Annotated in this window: 13 protein-coding genes and 1 pseudogene; 5 read left to right on the forward strand and 9 right to left on the reverse strand. The window is 66.8% G+C overall.

The features are described 5' to 3' along the window. Nucleotides 1-296 precede the first annotated feature (296 nt). Both ACWD6R_RS35915 and ACWD6R_RS35920 read left to right on the forward strand, forming a co-directional pair. Nucleotides 297-1,763, forward strand: coding sequence for a radical SAM protein (locus ACWD6R_RS35915; RefSeq protein WP_451822580.1), 1,467 nt, complete (start codon nucleotides 297-299; stop codon nucleotides 1,761-1,763). A 41-nt stretch (nucleotides 1,764-1,804) separates the two neighbouring features. Next, nucleotides 1,805-2,086, forward strand: a complete 282-nt coding sequence (locus ACWD6R_RS35920) for a hypothetical protein (protein ID WP_451822581.1) — start codon at nucleotides 1,805-1,807, stop codon at nucleotides 2,084-2,086. Nucleotides 2,087-2,395: 309 nt separating this feature from the next. Here the strand turns inward: ACWD6R_RS35920 and ACWD6R_RS35925 are convergent, their stop codons facing one another. The 5 genes and pseudogenes from ACWD6R_RS35925 to ACWD6R_RS35945 all read right to left on the reverse strand — a co-directional run bounded on the left by ACWD6R_RS35925 (nucleotide 2,396) and on the right by ACWD6R_RS35945 (nucleotide 6,799). Beyond that, nucleotides 2,396-3,106 (reverse strand): transposase, encoded by a 711-nt coding sequence (locus tag ACWD6R_RS35925; protein WP_451822582.1) that lies wholly within the window; start codon nucleotides 3,104-3,106, stop codon nucleotides 2,396-2,398. A 65-nt stretch (nucleotides 3,107-3,171) separates the two neighbouring features. Then, nucleotides 3,172-3,929 (reverse strand): annotated as a pseudogene (locus tag ACWD6R_RS35930) (IS6 family transposase). A 31-nt stretch (nucleotides 3,930-3,960) separates the two neighbouring features. Next, complete coding sequence (locus ACWD6R_RS35935; RefSeq protein WP_451822583.1) at nucleotides 3,961-4,908, reverse strand: N-acetylglucosamine kinase; 948 nt, start codon at nucleotides 4,906-4,908, stop codon at nucleotides 3,961-3,963. Then, entirely contained in the window at nucleotides 4,905-5,849 is a 945-nt protein-coding gene (locus ACWD6R_RS35940) for an N-acetylmuramic acid 6-phosphate etherase (protein ID WP_451822584.1), read from the reverse strand. The genes ACWD6R_RS35935 and ACWD6R_RS35940 overlap by 4 nt, the downstream gene beginning before the upstream one ends. 65 nt (nucleotides 5,850-5,914) lie before the next feature. After that, nucleotides 5,915-6,799, reverse strand: coding sequence for a MurR/RpiR family transcriptional regulator (locus ACWD6R_RS35945; protein WP_451822585.1), 885 nt, complete (start codon nucleotides 6,797-6,799; stop codon nucleotides 5,915-5,917). 873 nt (nucleotides 6,800-7,672) lie between these two features. On the opposite strand from ACWD6R_RS35945, the gene ACWD6R_RS35950 reads away from it, so the two are divergent. Continuing rightward, on the forward strand, nucleotides 7,673-8,290 hold the full coding sequence (locus ACWD6R_RS35950) for an ATP-binding cassette domain-containing protein (RefSeq protein ID WP_451822586.1): 618 nt from the start codon (nucleotides 7,673-7,675) through the stop codon (nucleotides 8,288-8,290). A gap of 69 nt (nucleotides 8,291-8,359) precedes the next feature. After that, on the forward strand, nucleotides 8,360-10,675 hold the full coding sequence (locus tag ACWD6R_RS35955; protein WP_451822587.1) for a beta-N-acetylglucosaminidase domain-containing protein: 2,316 nt from the start codon (nucleotides 8,360-8,362) through the stop codon (nucleotides 10,673-10,675). Here ACWD6R_RS35955 and ACWD6R_RS35960 read toward each other — a convergent pair. Further along, complete coding sequence (locus ACWD6R_RS35960) at nucleotides 10,663-10,827, reverse strand: hypothetical protein (RefSeq protein WP_451822588.1); 165 nt, start codon at nucleotides 10,825-10,827, stop codon at nucleotides 10,663-10,665. The two genes, ACWD6R_RS35955 and ACWD6R_RS35960, sit on opposite strands and share 13 nt — an antisense overlap. 995 nt (nucleotides 10,828-11,822) lie before the next feature. Between ACWD6R_RS35960 and ACWD6R_RS35965 the strand changes: the two genes are divergently transcribed. Continuing rightward, entirely contained in the window at nucleotides 11,823-13,055 is a 1,233-nt protein-coding gene (locus ACWD6R_RS35965; RefSeq protein ID WP_451822589.1) for a PucR family transcriptional regulator, read from the forward strand. 344 nt (nucleotides 13,056-13,399) lie between these two features. Here ACWD6R_RS35965 and ACWD6R_RS35970 read toward each other — a convergent pair whose 3' ends face one another. The 3 genes from ACWD6R_RS35970 to ACWD6R_RS35980 form a co-directional block, all read right to left on the reverse strand. Then, nucleotides 13,400-17,509, reverse strand: a complete 4,110-nt coding sequence (locus ACWD6R_RS35970; protein WP_451822590.1) for a S8 family serine peptidase — start codon at nucleotides 17,507-17,509, stop codon at nucleotides 13,400-13,402. 134 nt (nucleotides 17,510-17,643) lie between these two features. Then, nucleotides 17,644-17,937 (reverse strand): hypothetical protein, encoded by a 294-nt coding sequence (locus ACWD6R_RS35975; RefSeq protein ID WP_451822591.1) that lies wholly within the window; start codon nucleotides 17,935-17,937, stop codon nucleotides 17,644-17,646. A 199-nt stretch (nucleotides 17,938-18,136) separates the two neighbouring features. Then, the gene (locus ACWD6R_RS35980) at nucleotides 18,137-18,454 is read right to left on the reverse strand and encodes a hypothetical protein (protein WP_451822592.1); all 318 of its coding nucleotides are present in this window, start codon (nucleotides 18,452-18,454) and stop codon (nucleotides 18,137-18,139) included. Between the last annotated feature and the right edge of the window lie 158 nt (nucleotides 18,455-18,612).

Genomic DNA, 18,612 nt, shown 5'->3' on the forward strand with positions numbered 1-18,612 from the left:
CGGCAACCTCTGGATGCCCCCCATCGAGCAAGCGGCCTGACCAGCCAGCCTCACATACCGTCACCGATCAGCCGCATTCCTTCTGAATGCTTACGCTCAGACGGGGTACGCGTACAGCGGTGAACGCCAACGGCCATCGGCGCACTGGACAAGGACCAGGACAACGAAGGCCAACGCCTGGGGGCAGGCACTGGATTACTCCACTCGGCCTAAAAATGTTTTGCACGCTCTTGGATCTGGCTATGTTGGACATAGCGGCGAAACGCTAGTGGCTGACTATCGGTAAAGGAAGTATTGTGACAGAGCGCTTGGTGACGCCTTACGGAATTCTGCTCCGGGATAGTGAGCGGGCTGCTGCGGCATTTGTCTCTTCCACTATGGCGACTCTCCGTCTCGACCTTCCGGCGCAGATGTCGCTGAGTGAGGCAGCAAACTTGGTCGGTATGCGGCTCAACATCAAGACCGCGAATGACCAAGCAACTCGACCTGCTGATGATCCTTTCGATCTGAACGATCGCCGCGTCCTGCTACCCCTGCTCTGTGAGCCCGCAAAGGTGCGCGAATCGGGCGTGCAGCCTTCGATTCGCCGTTTGACTATCAACGTCAGCAACGCATGCAACCTTTGGTGCTCATACTGTTATGCAGACAAGGGGCTCTATCATGCACCAAAGTCATTTATGGCGCCCGACGCGGCAACTGCGCTCGTAAGTCGAGTACTTGAGGCATATAACAGTGTTGGCAGCGTTCAGTTCTTCGGTGGTGAGCCGCTGATGAATGTGCGGTGTATTGACGCCGTTTGTGCGGCATTCAGTCAGGCCGTGCAGGAAGGGAAGATCGCCGAACTTCCAAAGTTCGTCGCGACGACCAACGGAACGCTATCAGCACCTGACGTGCTCGATGTATTGAGCCGCTGGCGGATCGACCTTACCGTCAGCCACGATGGCCCCCGTCTCATCCACGATAAGAACAGGCCAACTGGTAATGGGAAGAGGAACGGTTCCAGTTTCGACAAGATCGCCGTCTCTCTGTCTCGCTTCGACGATGCCGGTATCACCTACGACCTAGAGTGCACCTACAACTCCCAACATCTCGCCTCGGACATCTCTGTCGTGAACCTTCTGGATTTCTTCCACGAAATGACGGGGCAGAGAACTTTCCACATTGCTCCCGCCTTCCTGCCGAAGCAGCGTGATAAGAGTCAGGGTCCGGGGCAGTTGATTTTCCGCGGCACAACTGTGCAGGAGCTCGGAAAGGAGCATCTCTCGGCAGACGTGCTCTCAGGTGTGTACCGGGAGGCTGCACGGTACACCATGAAGAACGTTAGTCGCGGAACTGGACCACGGCTCTCATTTGCGGATGAGATGGTGCGAAAAGTGCTGGCACGCAGGCCAAGTACAACATACTGTCCTGCTTTCTTCAATCAGCTCTCGGTTGCTGTAGATGGGTCGGCCTATCCGTGCTTCATGTTCATCGGGGATCCACGGTTTCGTTTGGGGAACCTACTCACTGACGACCTACCACTCCCAGGCACGGCTGCGGTCCTGGGCCGTTACTTCAGCGAGTTTGGAACATCTCCGGTGGGAACTGAGAAGTGGTTCGCGCCGTTGAACTCCGGCTGTGTAGCGGGTGAGTACATCACGAGCAGTTCTCTGGCTGATCGAACGATGGAACCAATTATGGAGGCGATTGCAGAGGAAGTAGTCCTCGGCATCGCCTACCTCGATCAGCAAGACCGGCCGACCGAGTCTGTATCAGTCAGGTAGGCCTGACCCATCGATTCGCAACTCTAGTGGAGGAGCAGGCAATGCCCAACAATCAAGCAGCGGAAAAGTTCGCGGACGCGATCGTTCGGGAAATCCCGGTGTCACAACTGAAGGCCGTATTGGGGCGTCTCAACGCGGACTCCGTTATGGAGGCCGCCGGCTCTGGCTGCGGGAATGGATGCGGGGGAAACTGTGCCGACTCAATCGACGAGTTCGGCTACGCAGAGCTGAGCGCGGAAGACCGGGCAGCCGTAATTCGGGACAAGGATTCGCTGCGTGAGCACGTGATTGCCCAGCTGCAAGCGGTGAGCCAGAAAATCTGATGATGGCATACCCGTGAGCTGTCCCAGGCTGGATCACAGCTGGCGTGCTCACTGTAGGTCGGTGGAGCGACTTTGGCGCGAGTGATCATGGCCCCGTAAGCACGACGTTGGGGCCTTGATCTTCTAGGCTCGCGCTATCCTCGATTCGTCAGCGGGGGTTGCTCGCTGATCGGCTCAACGGTTCGCCCGTATTGTCCCCGTGTTGTTCGGGGTGGGCCGTCGCGTGTCGCTGCGGCTGCGCCGGGTTCCACGGTCCCGGGGTGGTGCGGGGCTCTCCTTCCTGGTCTTCGTCGGGGCGGGGCCTGGTCGTCAGGTGACGGCGGTCAGGCCGGTCAGGCGCTGCCAGGCCAGAACGAAGGCGGCTGCCCAGGGCCAGTCGGGGGCGAGGCGGAGGTGCTTGCGGCGGGCGTGGGCGGCGAGGCGGGCGGGCAGGTGGTAGATCCGGAACCGCATGGTGTCGGGTTCGGCGTCGGCGAGCTCGTCCTGGTCGTGCAGTGCCAGGAGGCGGAGCCAGGCGTCGAGGTCGGCGGCGAGGTTCGCGGCGAGCATCCAGCCCTGGTTCGTGGTGAAGGATTTCGAGGGCAGGTTGTGCAGGCCCATCGCTTTGTTCGTGCGTACCCGGTCTTCGACGACCGCGTGGTGCCGGTGCAGAGCGTCCAGCCACTGGGCCTGGTGGGAACCGGGGATCCGGGTCATCTTGCGGATGTTGGTGGCGATGACCGAGTACTTGAAACCGGTCTTCTTCTCGAAGTCGGTCAGGTTCGCGAGGTGGCGGCTGGAGGGCTTGACCCGGCGGACGATCAGTCTCAGTCCCTTGTCCCAGCCCTCGCGCTTACTCAGGCCGCTCAACTCCGCGACCTCGTAGTCCTCCTGGAGGGTGCCGTCCTGGTTCAGGGAGACCTCCCAGGCAGTCTCGGGCAGGCGGGCGATGGCCTGCTCGTCGGTGTCGGTGATGGTCCAGCCGGTGGTGAAACGGACCGTGCGCCGTCGGGTGTTCAGGCCGATGAGGGGCGTTGTCACGTTGGTGGGATGTTGATCGATTGAGGGTGCGTCAGGGCGTGGAGGGGGTCGGGCGGGGGCCTGGGTCACGCTGCGGTGGGCAGGGCGGTAGCACCGGTGATTTGGTCCCAGATGGCGAAGCGGACGGTCATCTCGGCTCGGTGGTCGGGGGCTGTCATCAGGTGGCGGCGGGGCCGGAAGTGGGGTGAGATGCCGCTGAAGGCGGACAGAAACCGCTGTGCTCCACCGGTGCTGCGGAAGCCTTTCATTGCGCGTTCGCGCTGGCGGGTGGGCTGGTGGCTGTTCTCGGCCCGGTTGTTGAGGCCCTTGTGTGAGCGGTGCTCGACCGAGGGCATGACCTCGCGGTGGGCGGCGCCGTAGGAACGGAGCTTGTCGGTGACGATCACCCTGGGCACCGCCCGGGTCTTCTGCATCAGGCGGCGGAAGAAGTGTCTGGCGGCGGCCTTGTCCCGGCGGCTCTGCAGGAGGATGTCGAGCACGTTGCCGTCCTGGTCGACGGCCCGCCACAGGTACTTCTGCTCCCCGTTGATCTTCACGAAGACCTCGTCCAGGTGCCACTTGTCCCCGGGCGGGGCCGGCGGCGGCGCAGTCCGTTCGCGTAGGCCTGGCCGAACTTGGCGGACCAGCGGCGGATGGTCTCGTAAGAGACGATGACGCCCCGCTGAAGCATCAGCTCCTCGACCTCGCGGAAGCTGAGCGGGAAGCGGAAGTACAGCCACACGCAATGGGAGATGACCTCGACCGGGTACCGCTGCCCCTTGTACGACGGCGGCGCGGACGACACGAGCGAATCCCTCCCCGGCACGATCAACCACAAGATCATCCCACGCTGGTCAGCCAACGTGACAATGCCCTCAACACCGCTGTCCGAGAAGCGCAGGGCCCCTCACAAGTGCGAGGTGGGCTGCGGCCAGTGCCGCATCGGTCCCTGATAGGACCTCCCTTGTCACACCGATCTCGGCCACGAGCAGGTCATGCACTGTGGCGGAGCGGGTGGCGACCGATCCGGCCAGGACGACGGGTTCACCGGCGATTGCGACCGAGGCCACGAGGTCGGCCAAGGCCCGGGCGGCGTCGGCGATCAGTTGCATGGCGAGTGGGTCTCCGGCTTCGGCGGCTGGTCCGAGCAGCGGCGCAAGGGCGGCCAGGTGCTGCGGCGGCCGCTCGTAGGTCCAGCGCAGCAGGGCCTCGACGCTGTGTTCCTTCAGACTGGCGGCCGCGAACACGGCCTCGGCCAGCGGTCCTGCCGATGTTCCCCGTCGCAGGGATTCGGCGGTGCGGCGGATTGCCTCCTTGCCGAGCCAGAATCCGCCGCCCTCGTCGCCGAGCAGCCAGCCCAGGCCGCCGGCGGTCGCAGCCACCCGATGGCCGTCGATGCGGCAGGCGATGGCACCGGTGCCGGCGATCAGGACGCTACCTGTGGGCTTTGCTGTTCCCGAGGCGAAGGCGATGACAGCGTCGGGCAGCAGAGTTACTGGGCAGTGCGGTGCCGAGGCTTCGCGGCAGGCGTCGGCGATGTGTGCGCGCTCGGATTCCTCCAGTGCGCGGTAGCCCGACAGCCCGATGACACACCCTGCGATGTCGGCGGACCGTCGCTCGGCATCGGGGGCTGAGCGTCGTTCGGCGTCGGTCAGCGCCGCGCTGATTGCATCGACCAGGCGCGCCGCGACCACTGACGGGCCGTTGACAGCGGCGTTGGCACCTGGGTGCGTGGACCTTCCCACCTCGCGGCCGTCTGCGTCGACCAGCACGGCGCGGGTCCTGCTGCCGCCGACATCCAGGCCGAGGAACAGGGCGGTCACCGGGGCGCTCCATCGCGCTGCCGGAGGGGCGTTCCGGCCAGGTGCCGGAGGGCCGCCCAGGGCTGGCCGTTGTGTTCGGCCAGCGCTCCGCGCGCAACATCGGGAGAGACTCCGGCCGCGAGGGCGACCAGGGCGGTCGGCGTCTCCCCGTCGGCTTCGGCCAGGCTGGCGACCGCTTCGGCCTCGGAGACCTGGCAGGCGGCCATCAGAGTCCGTACCGCCCTGCGGCGCAGTTTGTCGTTGCGGGCCGAGGCAGCGACCATCAGGTTGGACCAGGTACGGCCGGACTTCACCATGAGGGTGGTCGAGAAGGAGTTCAGGGCGAGCTTCTGGGCGGTGCCGGCTTTCATGCGCGTCGAGCCGGTGACGACTTCAGCCCCGGTATCCAGGAACACGAACACGTCCACCTTCTCGCCCGACACGTCCTCGGGTACGCAGGACAGCAGGGCAGTGGCCGCGCCCGCCGCGCGGGCCTTCTCGAACGCCCCGGACACGTAGGGCGTGCGACCGCTGGCGGTCACCCCGATGACCAGGTCGGCGGAAGTGACGTCGGCGGCATCGGCCAGCCCGGTCTCCCGGTGGTCCTCGACGTGCTCCCGGGCCGAAGCAGCAGCGTCGGAACCGCCGGCCAGGTGCGCGCACACGATCTCGGGTCCGACGCCGTAGGTCGGGCCCAGTTCGAGGGCGTCGCCCAGGGCGGTGCGCCCCGACGCCCCGGCACCGAAGTAGTGCACCCGCCCGCCCCGGTCGAGCACGTCCAGCGCGGCGCCGACCAGTTCGGTCAGCGCCGGCAGCGCGGCCCGAACGACACCGGGCACTGTCGCGTCCTGATCATTGATCAGTCTCAGGATCGCGGCGGTGTCCAGGCGGTCCAGCTCCAGGCTTGCGGCGTTGCGCTGTTCGGTTCGAGGTAGGGGGGCGAGGTCGTGCGCCGTGGACATTCAGCCTCCAGCAGTCGGTGTCTGTGCGGGGTACTGCTCGTGTGATGGGGGATGTCGGTGATCTGTCAGTTCACGGGTCGCGGGCGTCCGATGGTGCGGCTGCGGACAGCATCATGGGCTCGCTCCATGTCTGCGAGGGTCTGCTCGTAGGACCTCTGGGCCAGGGTTACGTACAGGCAGTCGACGACGGTCAGCAGCGCGGTGCGCGAGGCGGTGCCGCCGCTGCGGAAGGTCGTCTCGCGGGCCGAGGTCAGCAGGACGTGGTCGGCGTGCTGGGCCGCCGGGCAGCGGGGGTTGCTGGTGATCAGGACGGTGCCGGCGCCGTCGGCCCTAGCCGCGGCCAGCACGTCGGCGACCTCGCGGGGCCGGCCGGAATGGCTCAACGCCACAGCCAGGTCGCCATTACGCAGAACCGCTGCGCTCATCAAGGCGGCGTGCACGTCTGGCCAGAACTTCGCCGAGAAACCGAGCCGCAGCAGCTTGTACTCCGCGTCCTGTGCGGCGATCGCGCTGGAACCGACGCTGAACAGATCGATCCGCCGGGCGCGTTGGACAAGGTCCGCGACACCCCGCAGGACGTCGACGTCGATCAGCGCGGCGGTCTCCTCGGCGGCTCGGGCGTTCGCCAGGCCGATCTTCTTCACGACCTGGTCGAGGCTGTCGTCCGGCCCGATGTCACTGCCGAGGTCGACGTGGGCGCGGCTGTCCGCCCGCGCCGCCTCGGCATCGGCGGCCAGGCCGAGGCGCAGCTGCGCGTAACCGCGCAGCTCCAGAGTGCGGCAGAACCGGTGGACGGTCGCGATCGAGGTTCCGGCCGCCTGCGCGAGGTCTGAGATGGTGCTCTCCGCGGCCGCGCCGGGATCGGCAAGGATCAGATCGGCGATCGCGGACTCGGCCCTGGACAGGCTGTCCTTGATCGACCGGATGCGGCCAACCACGGTCTCGGTCACGACGGTTCGGCTCCTCGTGTCAGCGTGTGTACCCGTCAGGCAACCGGCGTTTCACAGATCGTGCCCCGGCAGTCGACATCGACGCATGCGCCGGAGGGGGCGGCGCACGCTGCTCCGCCAGTGTCGCGACACTACCCCCTCCACGACCACCAAACGACCCCAAGGTGAAATTTTTTTCATCGAAGTTGTGAGAGCAGCTTCTCTACCAGGGTCTTTGATGGACCTTCCCGTGGCGCTGAGGCATTCAGAATCGAAGGATCAACGGAGACCATGAAAGAAATTTTCACCAGAGTGGTTGACGCCACATGCCGGTGTCTGCAGGATGGCGCTGCTCACGGGGCCCCTGTATGTCGCCTTCCGACGCTCCCGCACCCAAGCCGCTGGTGGTACCGAGGAGTACCTCATGAACATCCGCTCCGTCCCAGGCCTCACTGTCGCTGTGGCCGTGTCCTTGGCGACCGTGACACTGTCCAGCTACAACAAGCCGGCCTCGCCGCAGGCCGTGAGGCCCGCCGGATCGGCACCGCTGCCGGCCGCCGTCCCGGCAGTTGCAGATTGCGCCGGACGTCGCAGTCGCAGACCCGGCGAAACTAGCTGCCCTGCGGAATCTCAGCATTCGGTTCGCCGAGGCCGAGCAGTGGCTCGCGATCCACCGGGAAGTCTGGGTCCAGTCCTCCTACGTGGAGGCCTCAGAAGCTCCCGCAGGCGGTCGGTGAGGCCGTCATCACCAACAATGGCAGGCCGTCGATTCCGACGTATTCCGTGGCGATCGCCGAGCTTCAGGGGGCCGCCGATGAGCTGGCCTGGTGATCCGCAGGCTGCTCGGGCTGGCATCCGACAGCGTGGTTCGCTACCTGGAAGGAAGGCCCTGAGATGGCGTACGACGCTGAGCTGACCCCCGTGGTGCGAATCCGCGGACTGACCCGCATCTTCAGCGGCCGCAACGTGCTTGAGAGCGTGAATCTGGATATCGCGCGTGGGGATTCCGTCGCGCTGCTCGGCCACTCCGGCTCGGGCAAGTCCACATTGATGCGGGCCGCGGCCCGCCTAGACTCCGGCGTCGGCGCCTCGGGGAGCGTCGGAGTCCCCGACCAGCGTGCCGTGGTCTTCCAGCATGCGCGACTGCTGCCGTGGGCGCAGTGGCTCGACAAGGTGATCCTGGGCCTCCCATACCGTGTGGCTGCAGCCGCACTTGGGTGCAACGCCCTGGCCGCCGTGGCGTTGTCCAGCAAAGACAAGGCGTGGCCGGGCACCCTGTCCGGCGGCGAGACGCAACGTACGGATCTGACTTGCGCCCTTGCGTGGGAGCCTGCGCTGCTACTGGACGAACCGTTCGAGGCCCGTGCCCCGCTGACCCGGACCAAGATGCACAGGCTACTGCCGAGCTGGGTGTCCGGGAGCACGACGACGAAACGGTGCGCCCACTCCCTGCCCCGACCCGACCGGTGTCGATCACACCCCACAAGCCGCCTTTGCCGAAGTGCAACCTGAGCAACCTTCGGCGAAGGCACCACCCCCTCCCACGGGGTCATTTCCTCCATTCCCCTGAAAGGAATCGCGATGACATCACAGACGAGTTCCTCCTCCCCACGGTTCAAGCGGAGGGGCATCTTGTACGGGCTCGACACTGTTGCGAGGATACGCACTGCGCGCGCGGCGGCGCTGGGCGCAGCGGTGGCCGGGCTGGCCGCGGGGTTGCTGGCGGCGCCGTCGGCTGGTGCGGCAGAGCCGGCGCACAGGGGCGGTGACCGCACACCGGCCGTCTCACCCGTCCCGCACGAGATTTCGTACGGGAAGGAGTTCCCGGTGCCGCGGCGCGCCGTGGTGGTGCGCGACGGGGAGAGCGATCCGCAGGCCGTGGCGACCGTGGCCGAGGCGCTGCGGGCGGCCGGCGTGCACGAGGTCACCCAGGCATCGGCGGCCCGCCCGGGTGCGTACCCGGTGTACGTCGGCACGCGTCCCACGTCGCCCGCCGCCGAGGGCCTGAAGCCGGGAGGGTATGTCGTCTCCGTCTCCCGGGGCCGCACCGTCCTGGACGGCGTGGACGACGCCGGCACGTACTACGCCGCCGAAACCTTCCGGCAGCTGTTCACGGGCCGCAAGGTCGTCTCCGCCACCGTCCGCGACTGGCCGGACTTCGCGACCCGCGGCGGCCAGGAGTCCTTCTACGGCGCGAAGTGGTCGTACGAGGACGAGCTGCGCGAGATCCGCTTTCTCGGCGCGCACAAGCAGAACACGTTCCTCTACCACCCGCGCATCGGCGATCCGCACAACGCGGCGCAGCAGTGGCGCGAGCCGTACAGCGGTGCGCGGCTGGAGGAGCTGCGGACGATCGTCGCGGAGGCGAAGAAGCGGCACATCAGCTTCATCTACCGGCTCGGCCCGGAGGCGCCGACCGCCCCCGGATACGGCATCTGCCACGCGGATCCCGAGGAGCTGAAGCTCGTCCTCGCCCGCTTCCAGCAACTGTACGACCTCGGCGTCCGCGATCTCTCGCTCGGCTGGGACGACGTCTCCAACCCGATCAGCTGTGCGGCGGACCGCGCGAAGTTCGGCGGCGACGTGAACCCGAAGGCGGCGGCCCAGGCATACGTCACGAACCACGTGTACACAAACTTCATCAGGTCCCACCCGGACAGCCGACTGATCACCATCCCCACCGAGTACTGGAACGCGACGCCGTCCTCGTACAAGAAGCGCTACAACGAGCTGGTGGAGAAGGACACCTCGATCTACTGGACCGGCCCGGAGGTGGTCTCCCCGCAGATCACCAACGCGCAGGCGACTGCGGCGAAGGCGGCGTACGGCAACCGCAACATGCTGATCTTCGACAACTACCCCGTGAACGACTACGCGCCCAACCGCCTCCACCTGGGCCCGCTGACCGACCGCGACCCGGCGCTGACCGACACGGTCGAGGGCATCACCACGAACCAGATGAACCAGCACGCGCCGTCCCTGATCGCCCTGTTCACGGCGGCGGACTTCACCTGGAACACGGCCGCGTACGACCCGGAGGCGTCCTGGGACCGGGCGCTGCGCGAGCTGGGCGGGAAGGCGTACCCGGCGCTGAAGATGTTCGCGGAGAACTCGCGGAGCGGGCCGCTGACGTCGACGGCGGACGCGGGGCGGCTGAAGGCTCTGGTGGCGGCTGTGTGGGAGAAGCCCGGCGACGCGGACGCACTGGCCGAACTGGACGAGTACTTCGGCGAGTTGGCGGACGCTCCCGGCCGGATCGAGCGCGACATGGGCGACCCGGCGTTCGCCGCGCAGGCCGGACCGTGGCTGGAGAAGCTCGGCGCGTACGGGGAGGCCGGCCGGACCGCGGTGGAGCTGCTGCGGGCGGACGCGGCGGGCGACACGGCGGAGGTCGCGCGTCTCGCGGACGTGCTGCGCGAGCAACGGGCCGCTCTGGCGGCGATCCCGCAGCAGCTCACCGGCGGTACGGCGGACAGCTTCCTGTCCCGGGTGCTGAACATCGGGCTGCCCGACCTGGCGCTGAACCGCCCGGTGACCGCCTCCGGGCAGATCTCGGCGGGCCGGGCGGCCGCCTACGCGGTGGACGGCGACGCGTCCACCCGCTGGGAGAGCCAGGCGTCCAACTCCCAGTGGCTTCGCATCGATCTGGGCGAACGCCGCACCATCGGCAGCGTGCGCCTGAACTGGGACGCCTCGTACCCGAAGTCGTACAGGGTCGAGGTGTCGGACGACGGTACGTCCTGGACGACCGTGTACGCCGCGGCGACCGTGGACGGCGGCGCGGACGAGTTGCGCGGCCTCGCCGCCGAAGGGCGCTACGTGCGCCTGAGCGGCGACGGCCGGTCGAACACGGGACGCGGCATCGCGCTGTGGGACGTCAGCGTCTACGAGCGCTGAGCCGCCGACCGGAACTCTGCGAGCGCCTCGTGGAATCCGGGGACCGTCTGCCGCACGCACCCGGGGTCGTCGTAGGTGATCCCGGGTGCGCAGAGGGAGGAGACGGCGAAGGACATCATGATGCGGTGGTCGCCGTGGGGTCTCGATCCCACGGAACTCCCAGTTCGCGCCGGGCCAGATCTCGATGACGACGTTTCACGCGGCACAACAAAGGACCAGAACCTGCGCGATCTGTGCCTGAAGCATCAGCTGTCCGCGCTGCTGGTCACACACAAGGACCAGGCACTGGTATTCGCCTGCCGAGTCATCGTGCTCACCGATGGCGCGTTCTCCCTCGACACCCTGCTTCAGCTGCCAAGACCGGGGCTCTGCGGACATCCTGGACACGCGCGCAAGGTTTGCTGGCCGAGCTGGGTGTCCGGGAGCACGACGACGAACCCGTGCGCCCGCTCCCTGCCCCGACCCGACCGGTGTCGATCACACCCCACAAGCCGCCTTTGCCGAAGTACAACCTGAGCGACCTTCGGCAAAGGCGCTTTCCCCTCTCGGGGGGTCATCTCCTCCATTCCCCTGAAAGGAATCGCGATGACATCACAGACGAGTTCCTCGATGAGGCGTGGCAGGGCGAGGGGCGCCGGCCGGGAACATGGTGAGGTACTGCGACGATTTCGTGGCCCTGTCGCCGACCAAGGAACGGGCTGAACAGGTCCGGGATTTGGCCGCAAAGGTTCTGGTACGGCTGGAATGCGATTCCATCCCTGCAAGTCCGGCATCGTTTGCCTCACTCGGGCTGAACAGGGCTTGATCTTCTCGGATTCCACCACCGGAAGGCGGAATCGTGGAAATGACGTGGCACGTTCTACTTGCGGCGTTGGCCCTCGGCCAGAGCGATGCGGGGGCTGCGGGGCAAAGTCCGCGCAGCGACTACACGTTGACCAGAAACTGACCCGGGAGAACCACATAGCTTCATCAGCCAGTGATATCGCTCGCCACGCTCCTGGCGTGACTACCGCGCCGTTGATGTTGCTTTTATGATCACGCCCGATCAGAGGATTTCGATAAGCGTGGGAAGTGTTGCCAAGCTCGCGGCATCGAGCGTCAGAGCGCTTGATGGCCAGCACGGGCTGCACCGCCCCGGAGGATTGCAATGTACCTCGATCTCCAGCACCTCCTTGACTCGCTGGCGACCAAGCTGTCACGCCCGGCGACCGTCGAGGACCGCCGGCAGCGACTGGTGGTCTACAGCCGGCACAGTGAGCTGCCCGACGCGGTCCGCCATGCTTCGATTCTGCAGCGCTGCGTATCAGCCGAGGTGCTGGCATGGCTGCGACGGTTCGAGCTCGCCAAGGCGCGACACCCGGTCCGCATTCCCCACAACGTCTCGCTCGGCATGCTGCCGCGGGTATGCATACCGATCCGGCACCACGACCTTCTCCTGGGATATCTGTGGCTCATCGACGCCGACGAGTCGATGAGCTCGGAGCAGATCGCGCTGGCCGAAACCGCCGCCCAAGGCTTCGCTCTCGCGCTCTATCGTGAAGTGCTGGCCGGCGAGCTCGCGTCAAACCGGGAAACAGAGGCGATCAGGAACCTGCTGCTTTGTGACAGCGATGTCCAGGCCTATGCGGCGCGCACCCTCGTCGACGGCGGGCACTTCGACCCCTCCCTCGGCGTCGTCGTGCTGGTGGCCCGGCCGGTGCTGACCCCCGACACCGAGCCGGACGACCAGGTGCGACTCGCCATCGAACATGCGCTCGTTAACACCCGCCACTGGCTGCCCGTAAGACACACCGCCCACCTTGTCTCTTACAGCGACGGGTTGCTCATCTTCGGTACGGAGGGGGAGGTCGACGAGCTAACGGTGAACCGCTGCGTGGCCCACCTCGACCACGCCCTGCAGACCGCGTTATCCGGACTCGAGCAGGTTTCGTCATCCGTAATCGGCGTCGGACAGCCACGGTCGGAGTTGGCGCAGGCACGTGGCTCCTATCTCGAGGCCGGCCAAGCCGCTCGTATCGCTGCTTTCATGCCCGACGTCAGCCGGATTGCCCGATGGTCCCAGCTCGGCATCTACCGGGTACTCGCGCAATTGTTCGGTCAAGACCTCGGTGAGCTTGAGCTTCATCCCGGGCTCGAGCGGCTCTTCAGCAATCCAGAGGCGCTGCCTCTGCTTCAGACGCTGGAGACCTACCTTGATCTCGCCGGGAACGTACTCGCGACCTCTGAACGCCTGAAGCTGCATCGTACGTCGTTGTACGACCGTATTAAGCGTTTTGAGCAGTTGACAGGCGCCAACCTCAAAGACGGCAATGAACGTCTCTGCCTGCACCTCGGACTGAAACTCGCGCGGTTCACCGGCCGCTACCGGCCTGCCGACTGAACCACAGCCTCACGTAGCTCTGAAGGCCGTTCCCGCTCAGCTCGGGCGAGGGGGTCACCTGCAACACCTTGCCTGCGCTGTGGACTTCCGCCACGTCGCTTCGCCAGCGAAACGGCTACGGTTCGACGTCATCAGCGGCAACAGTCAGTGTTTCTCCCGTTCCTCCCCCGCGTTGTGTCGCAGTGCCTCCGGCGCCGCCCAGGCCAAAGCCGTGTATCCGCCCGGTGAGTCGTCGAGGCCGGGAGGCGGCCGAGAAGGGTGACAGCCCCGCCATCGGATCGGTGGCGGGGCCGCTACTTGTCCGTGCGGGCCGGGGCCACGCCCGGCCCACACGGAGCGTCACATCAGGTGCAGGTGCGGTCGGGTTTGAGAGAGAAGTCGACCGTGGTCGCCTCGCCCTGCCTAATCCTGACCGATTGGGTCTTCGACGCCCAGCCGTCCTTGGCCGCGATCATCGTGAGCGGGTTGTTGCTGACGTCGAGCCAGAGCACGTACTTACCGTTCCGGTCGGTCCTCAGCGTGTAGCTCGCCGCCTTCGAGGTGATCTGCACGGTCGCTCCGGTCAGTGGCGCCGACGTGCCGGTGCAGCCGACCCCGGTGACCGTCCCGGTGATCTTTCCCCAGGTCTTGGGCGGGTTCACCGTGAGCGTCACCGGGGCCGACGGGATCGACCCGTACGGGGTCTTCGCGCTGACCGTGAGCTCCGCGGTGAACGTGCCCGGCTGGGTGATCTCGGCGATGTCCGCGTTGAAGCTCACGTTGACGTCAGCGCTGTCACCCGGCTGGATCGTCACCTCGGTCTTGTCCACCGAGAGCCAGGGGACTTCGCCGCACTGCTCATAGCCGGGCAGCAGCTCGGATTGCTTCACCGCGTCCCACCCTGCGGGGGATCCTCCGATCTTGTAGAAGCCGCAGGCGGAGCCGCTGCGGTAGAGAGCGTTGTTGGAGTTGGGCAGCGCCGTCCAGGTAGCGGAACCCGGGTCGTAGGCGAAGCCCTGGTTGGTGATCGCCATGGAGCCGTTGGTCACGCCGCCGGACACGAGGAGCTTGCCGTCTGCCGCCGAGTAGCCCATCCCCCACAGGTCGACCGGCAGATCGGCAACGGCGGCCCAGCTGCGGGACGACGGGTCGTAGCTGTAGGCGTGCTTGCTGTCGCCAATGTCCGTCGCCCCGCCCGCGCAGTACAGCTTGTTCGCGATGGCGCCGCAGCCGAGCCAGGAGATCGGCTCCGGATACGCCGTGCCCGAACTCCAGGAGTCCGACGCCGGGGCGTACACCTGCACGTCCGTCTTGCCACAGGTGTCATACGTGCAGCCGCCGACGATGTAGATCTTGCCGCCCAGCACGGTCACGGCGGCGCCGGCATACGGCTTCGGGGGCTCGGCGCCGGTGGACCAGGCCCCGGTCGCCGGGTCGTAGATCTCGGTCTTGGCCACCGGCCACCCGTACGTGTCCCAGCCGCCGAAGACGTAGAGCTTGCCCCCATAGGCAACCGCCTGCGGCGCCGAACGGGCGACGCTCAGGTTCGGCAGGGCACTCCACGCCTGGGCGCCTGGGTCGTAGACGTAGGCCTTGTTGTAAGTGGATTTGCCGTCGGTTCCGCCGACCGAGTAGACCTTGCCGCCGAGGGTCGCCGCGGCGTTGTCCATGACCGGTACGGGGTAGTCGGCCACCGTCGTCCACGGTGCCGCGTACGGCGTCGCGGAGGGCTTGGCGACCGCCGTCTGCGTGGTCTTGCCGGACCGGAATCGCAGGGGGCTGTAGTCTCCCTTCACCTTCTGCAGCGGAGCACCCTGCTGCGCCGCGGCGGGCTGGTAGCCGCCAGGCTGCTTACCGAGCTTGACGGTCACCGGGGCGGTTCCGGTGTTCTTCAAGGTCAGGGCGGAGCTGCCCTGGCCCTGCCAGTCGACGGTCTTGCTGACCTGGGCCGGGACCGCGATCCGGGGTGCGGGCAGGGCGAACGTGCCGTCCGATGCCTGGTGCGGGGCCACGTCGACGGTGATGTCCTGTGCGCTGTAGGAGTTCCCCGCCGTGGCGTTGAACCTGTTCTCCCCGCTGAGCGAGGAGAACATCCAGTAGAAGCCGTCGCCCAGCTTCGGGTCGTTCGGCGTCGCCGCCGAGGTCGTCTTCTCCGCGGGCTTGTCGACCGACGTCACCGTGGCACCGTTGATCCCGGCCCCGGTGTTCTTGTCGGTCACCTGGCCGAGGACCAGGCCGCCCGGCGCCGGGTCACACGTGCGGTCGCCGAGGAACACGTCGTCGACCTGCCACCACCACCCAAAGCCGGCGGTGAAGTGGAACCGTACCTGGACGTTGGCCTTGCCGGCGGCCTGGGACAGGTCCACGACCTCGGTCCGCGGCCCCCGAACGCTGTCGCTGGTGTGATGCCAGACGGTGGTCCAGGTCTGGCCGCCGTCGACGCTGAAATCGACGTCCCCGGTCAGGCTCGTGAAGCCGTAGTAGTCGGTGCGGAAGGTCAGGGCCGGGTGGGTTCGCTGGCTGAAGTCCATGACCGGGCTGATCAGCGAGCTGTCCTGCCCGCTTCCGGAACCGTATCGCGCGCTGTCGATGATGGCGAAGCCGCCGGACCCGCCGGTCTTGTTGCCGCGCCTGCCGGGGTCGTTGAACACCCAGGTCTGGCCGTTGCCGGCCTTGTCGTCGACGGTCCAGCCCGCCGGTGCGGTGGTGCCGTCGAACGACTCGGTGGTGCCGTCCGAGTGGAGGCCGTATCCGGCCGCGTTGCAGGTCTTCCAGTCGACCGGCGCGTTGACGTCATGCGTCACATCCGCCGAGCCCACCTGCACATCCTGAGAGTCCCGCTTGTAACCGGGATACAACGAGTCGACCTGCAGGGTGTAGGTGTCGGAGACAGGCACACTCAGGGTGTACTTCCCCGTCTTGGGGTCGGTGTAGGCGACCGCCGTCGGCTCGTCCTTGACCCGCACGGTCGCATACAGCGGCCAGCCGTGACCGGAACCGTCATGGACCGTGCCGGTGACGTTGACGCTCGGCTTCGCGGTCAGCGCGAAGTCCTCGGTCACCGTCTGCCCATCGGCGATGGTGACACCCGAAACGGTCTTGCCGGCGTACCCGAACTTGCTCGCGCTGACGTCATACGTTCCCGGTGGCGCAGTCAGGGTGTAGTGCCCCTGCCCGTCCGTCATCGCCGTGAGGTCACCCACGGTGATCTTGGCCGCCGCCAGCGGAGCGGTGCCGTCGGTGACGGTACCCGCGACAGTGCCGCGCGGCTCGGGACGGGACGGGACGTTCATCAGCAGGTTGGGGGAACCGGTGCCCGGGTCGGTCACCACTCCCGTGGTGGCTGAGGAGGTCAGCGCCTCTGCGACCTGCGATGGGGTGGCGGTGGGGTTGTCCGCCAGGTAGAGCGCGGCTGCTCCGGCCACGTGCGGGGACGCCATCGAGGTGCCGGAGATGGTGTTGGTGGCGGTGTCGCTGGTGTACCACGCCGACTTGATGGACGACCCGGGCGCGAAGATGTCCACCGTGCTGCCGTAGTTGGAGAAGTCGGAGCGGGCGTCGCCGCTGGTGGTGGAGCCGACGGTGAGGGCCTCGGTCACGCGGGCCGGGGACGAGTTGGCGGCATCGACGTTCTCGTTGCCCGCCGCCACGGCGTAGGTGACCCCGGAGGCTATGGAGTTGCGGACAGCGGTGTCCAGCGCCGGGTCGATACCGCCGCCGAGGCTCATGTTGGCCACCGCGGGCTTGACGGCGTTGCCGGTCACCCAGTCCACGCCCGCGATGACGCCGGAGGTGGTGCCGTTGCCGGCGTTGTCGAGCACGCGTACCGCGACGATCTTGGCATCCTTGGCCATACCGTACGACGAGCCCGCGACCGTGCCGGCGACGTGCGTGCCATGGCCGTTGCCGTCCGCGGCGATGTTGTCGCCGTCCACGGCGTCGTACCCGTAGCTGGCGCGGCCACCGAAGTCCTGGTGGCTGATGCGCACACCGGTGTCGATGATGTAGGCCGTGACTCCGCGGCCCGCCGTACCCGGGTAGGTGTAGCTCTTGTCGAGCGGCAGGGCTCGCTGGTCGACCCGGTCCAGCCCCCAGGAGGGCGGGTTGGGCTGAGTGCCGGTCGCCTTGACGGTCTGGTCCTGCACGACGGACTCCACGGCCGGGTCGGCGGCGAACCGCTTGGCCTGCTTCTCCGTCAGCTCGACAGCGTAGCCGTTGAGCGCCTTTTTGTAGGTCCTCTTGACCTTGGCACCGTACTTGGCGGCCAGCGCCTTGCCCTTGCGCGAGTCGGCGTCGGCTCCCTTGCCCAGGATCACGATGTACCGATCCTTGATAACACCGGGTGCGCCCGCGTTCTCGATCGTGCCTTCGGCCTGGCTCGCCGCCGACGCGGGCAGCGCCGGACCGACGCCAAGCACCAGGGCCGCGACAGTGACCGCGACCGCGCCCTTGAGGGTGCGCCGGGCACGTGACATGACCGTCGTGGTTGACGCAACCGGACCCGATCTGAGGCGGGTTGGTTGCGCAGAGGGGGGATGAGACATGTACAGCTCTCCTACGGGGTGCATGCAACCCCAAATCGTGAATTCTTCATCAGGCAGATATCGGCTCAGTCGCACTTCTTCAACCGCGACTCGTTTCCGCGGCCCAGCGTGCTGCAGTACGGACTGAAGTCCATGATCACGGGGAGCTCGAGGCCCCACTCGGTCTCTTTCGGCCGGATGATGCCGGCCGCGACCACACCGGGCTTTCCGTCGCCGCCATTGTCCAAGGCAGATTCCACGAGCGCGTGCTCACGAATCGCATCCTGACAGGAGAACACGGGCTGCATGAGGCCGTTTTCGACGATGAGGCCAGCAAGTGTCCGTGCCTGAGCAGCCGTCAACGACAGGAAATCGGACACTATGGCCGTCGCCGCTCCGAATACGATGACGAAACGTCAAGAACATGCTCACTACCGTGCTTCCAGAAAATGGATCACCCGGACGAGGACGGCACTTTCCAGCCTCAAGGCGGTGCTCGGGCAGACAAGAGGTTCAACAGGGCACGGTGCACGAGACTTTGTTCGCCCCCTCTGCCGGATTGACAGGTTCACGCAGAATTTACGGCCCGCGGCACAGCTCCGTCATCGGTTGAACGTCGGGATGATCCCAGCGCGAGCCCGACGAATGTCGAATCGTGCAGACGCCCGGCCGCTCGACATCCGCCCGAATATGCGAAAACACCTGGCCAGGACGGCTGCCCCCGACCAGGTGTGCCCAGCGACCTATGGCCCCGGCCAACTCGGCATAGCGCTCGCACAGGGGCGCCGGCGCGGCATCGACCCGGTCGATCAATGCCCGCGCGTCGGCGATCGTGGCCGGCCGCTCATCACCGATCAGCGGCCCCAGCATCGCCGCCTTGGGCCGCGCGTCCGCCACTGTGGCGGGCCCATGGCAGGCCCTGCCTCCTCCCCGAGGAGGCGGCCGAGAAGGGTCGCGGCCCCGCCAAAGGATGAGGGGCGGGGGCGCCCCCGAGGAGGGGGGGCCCGGACCACAATGGAATAGCGGGCGGGAGGGGGATAGAGGTGATGGGAAAC

The organism is Streptomyces sp. NPDC005151 (genome assembly GCF_053599875.1).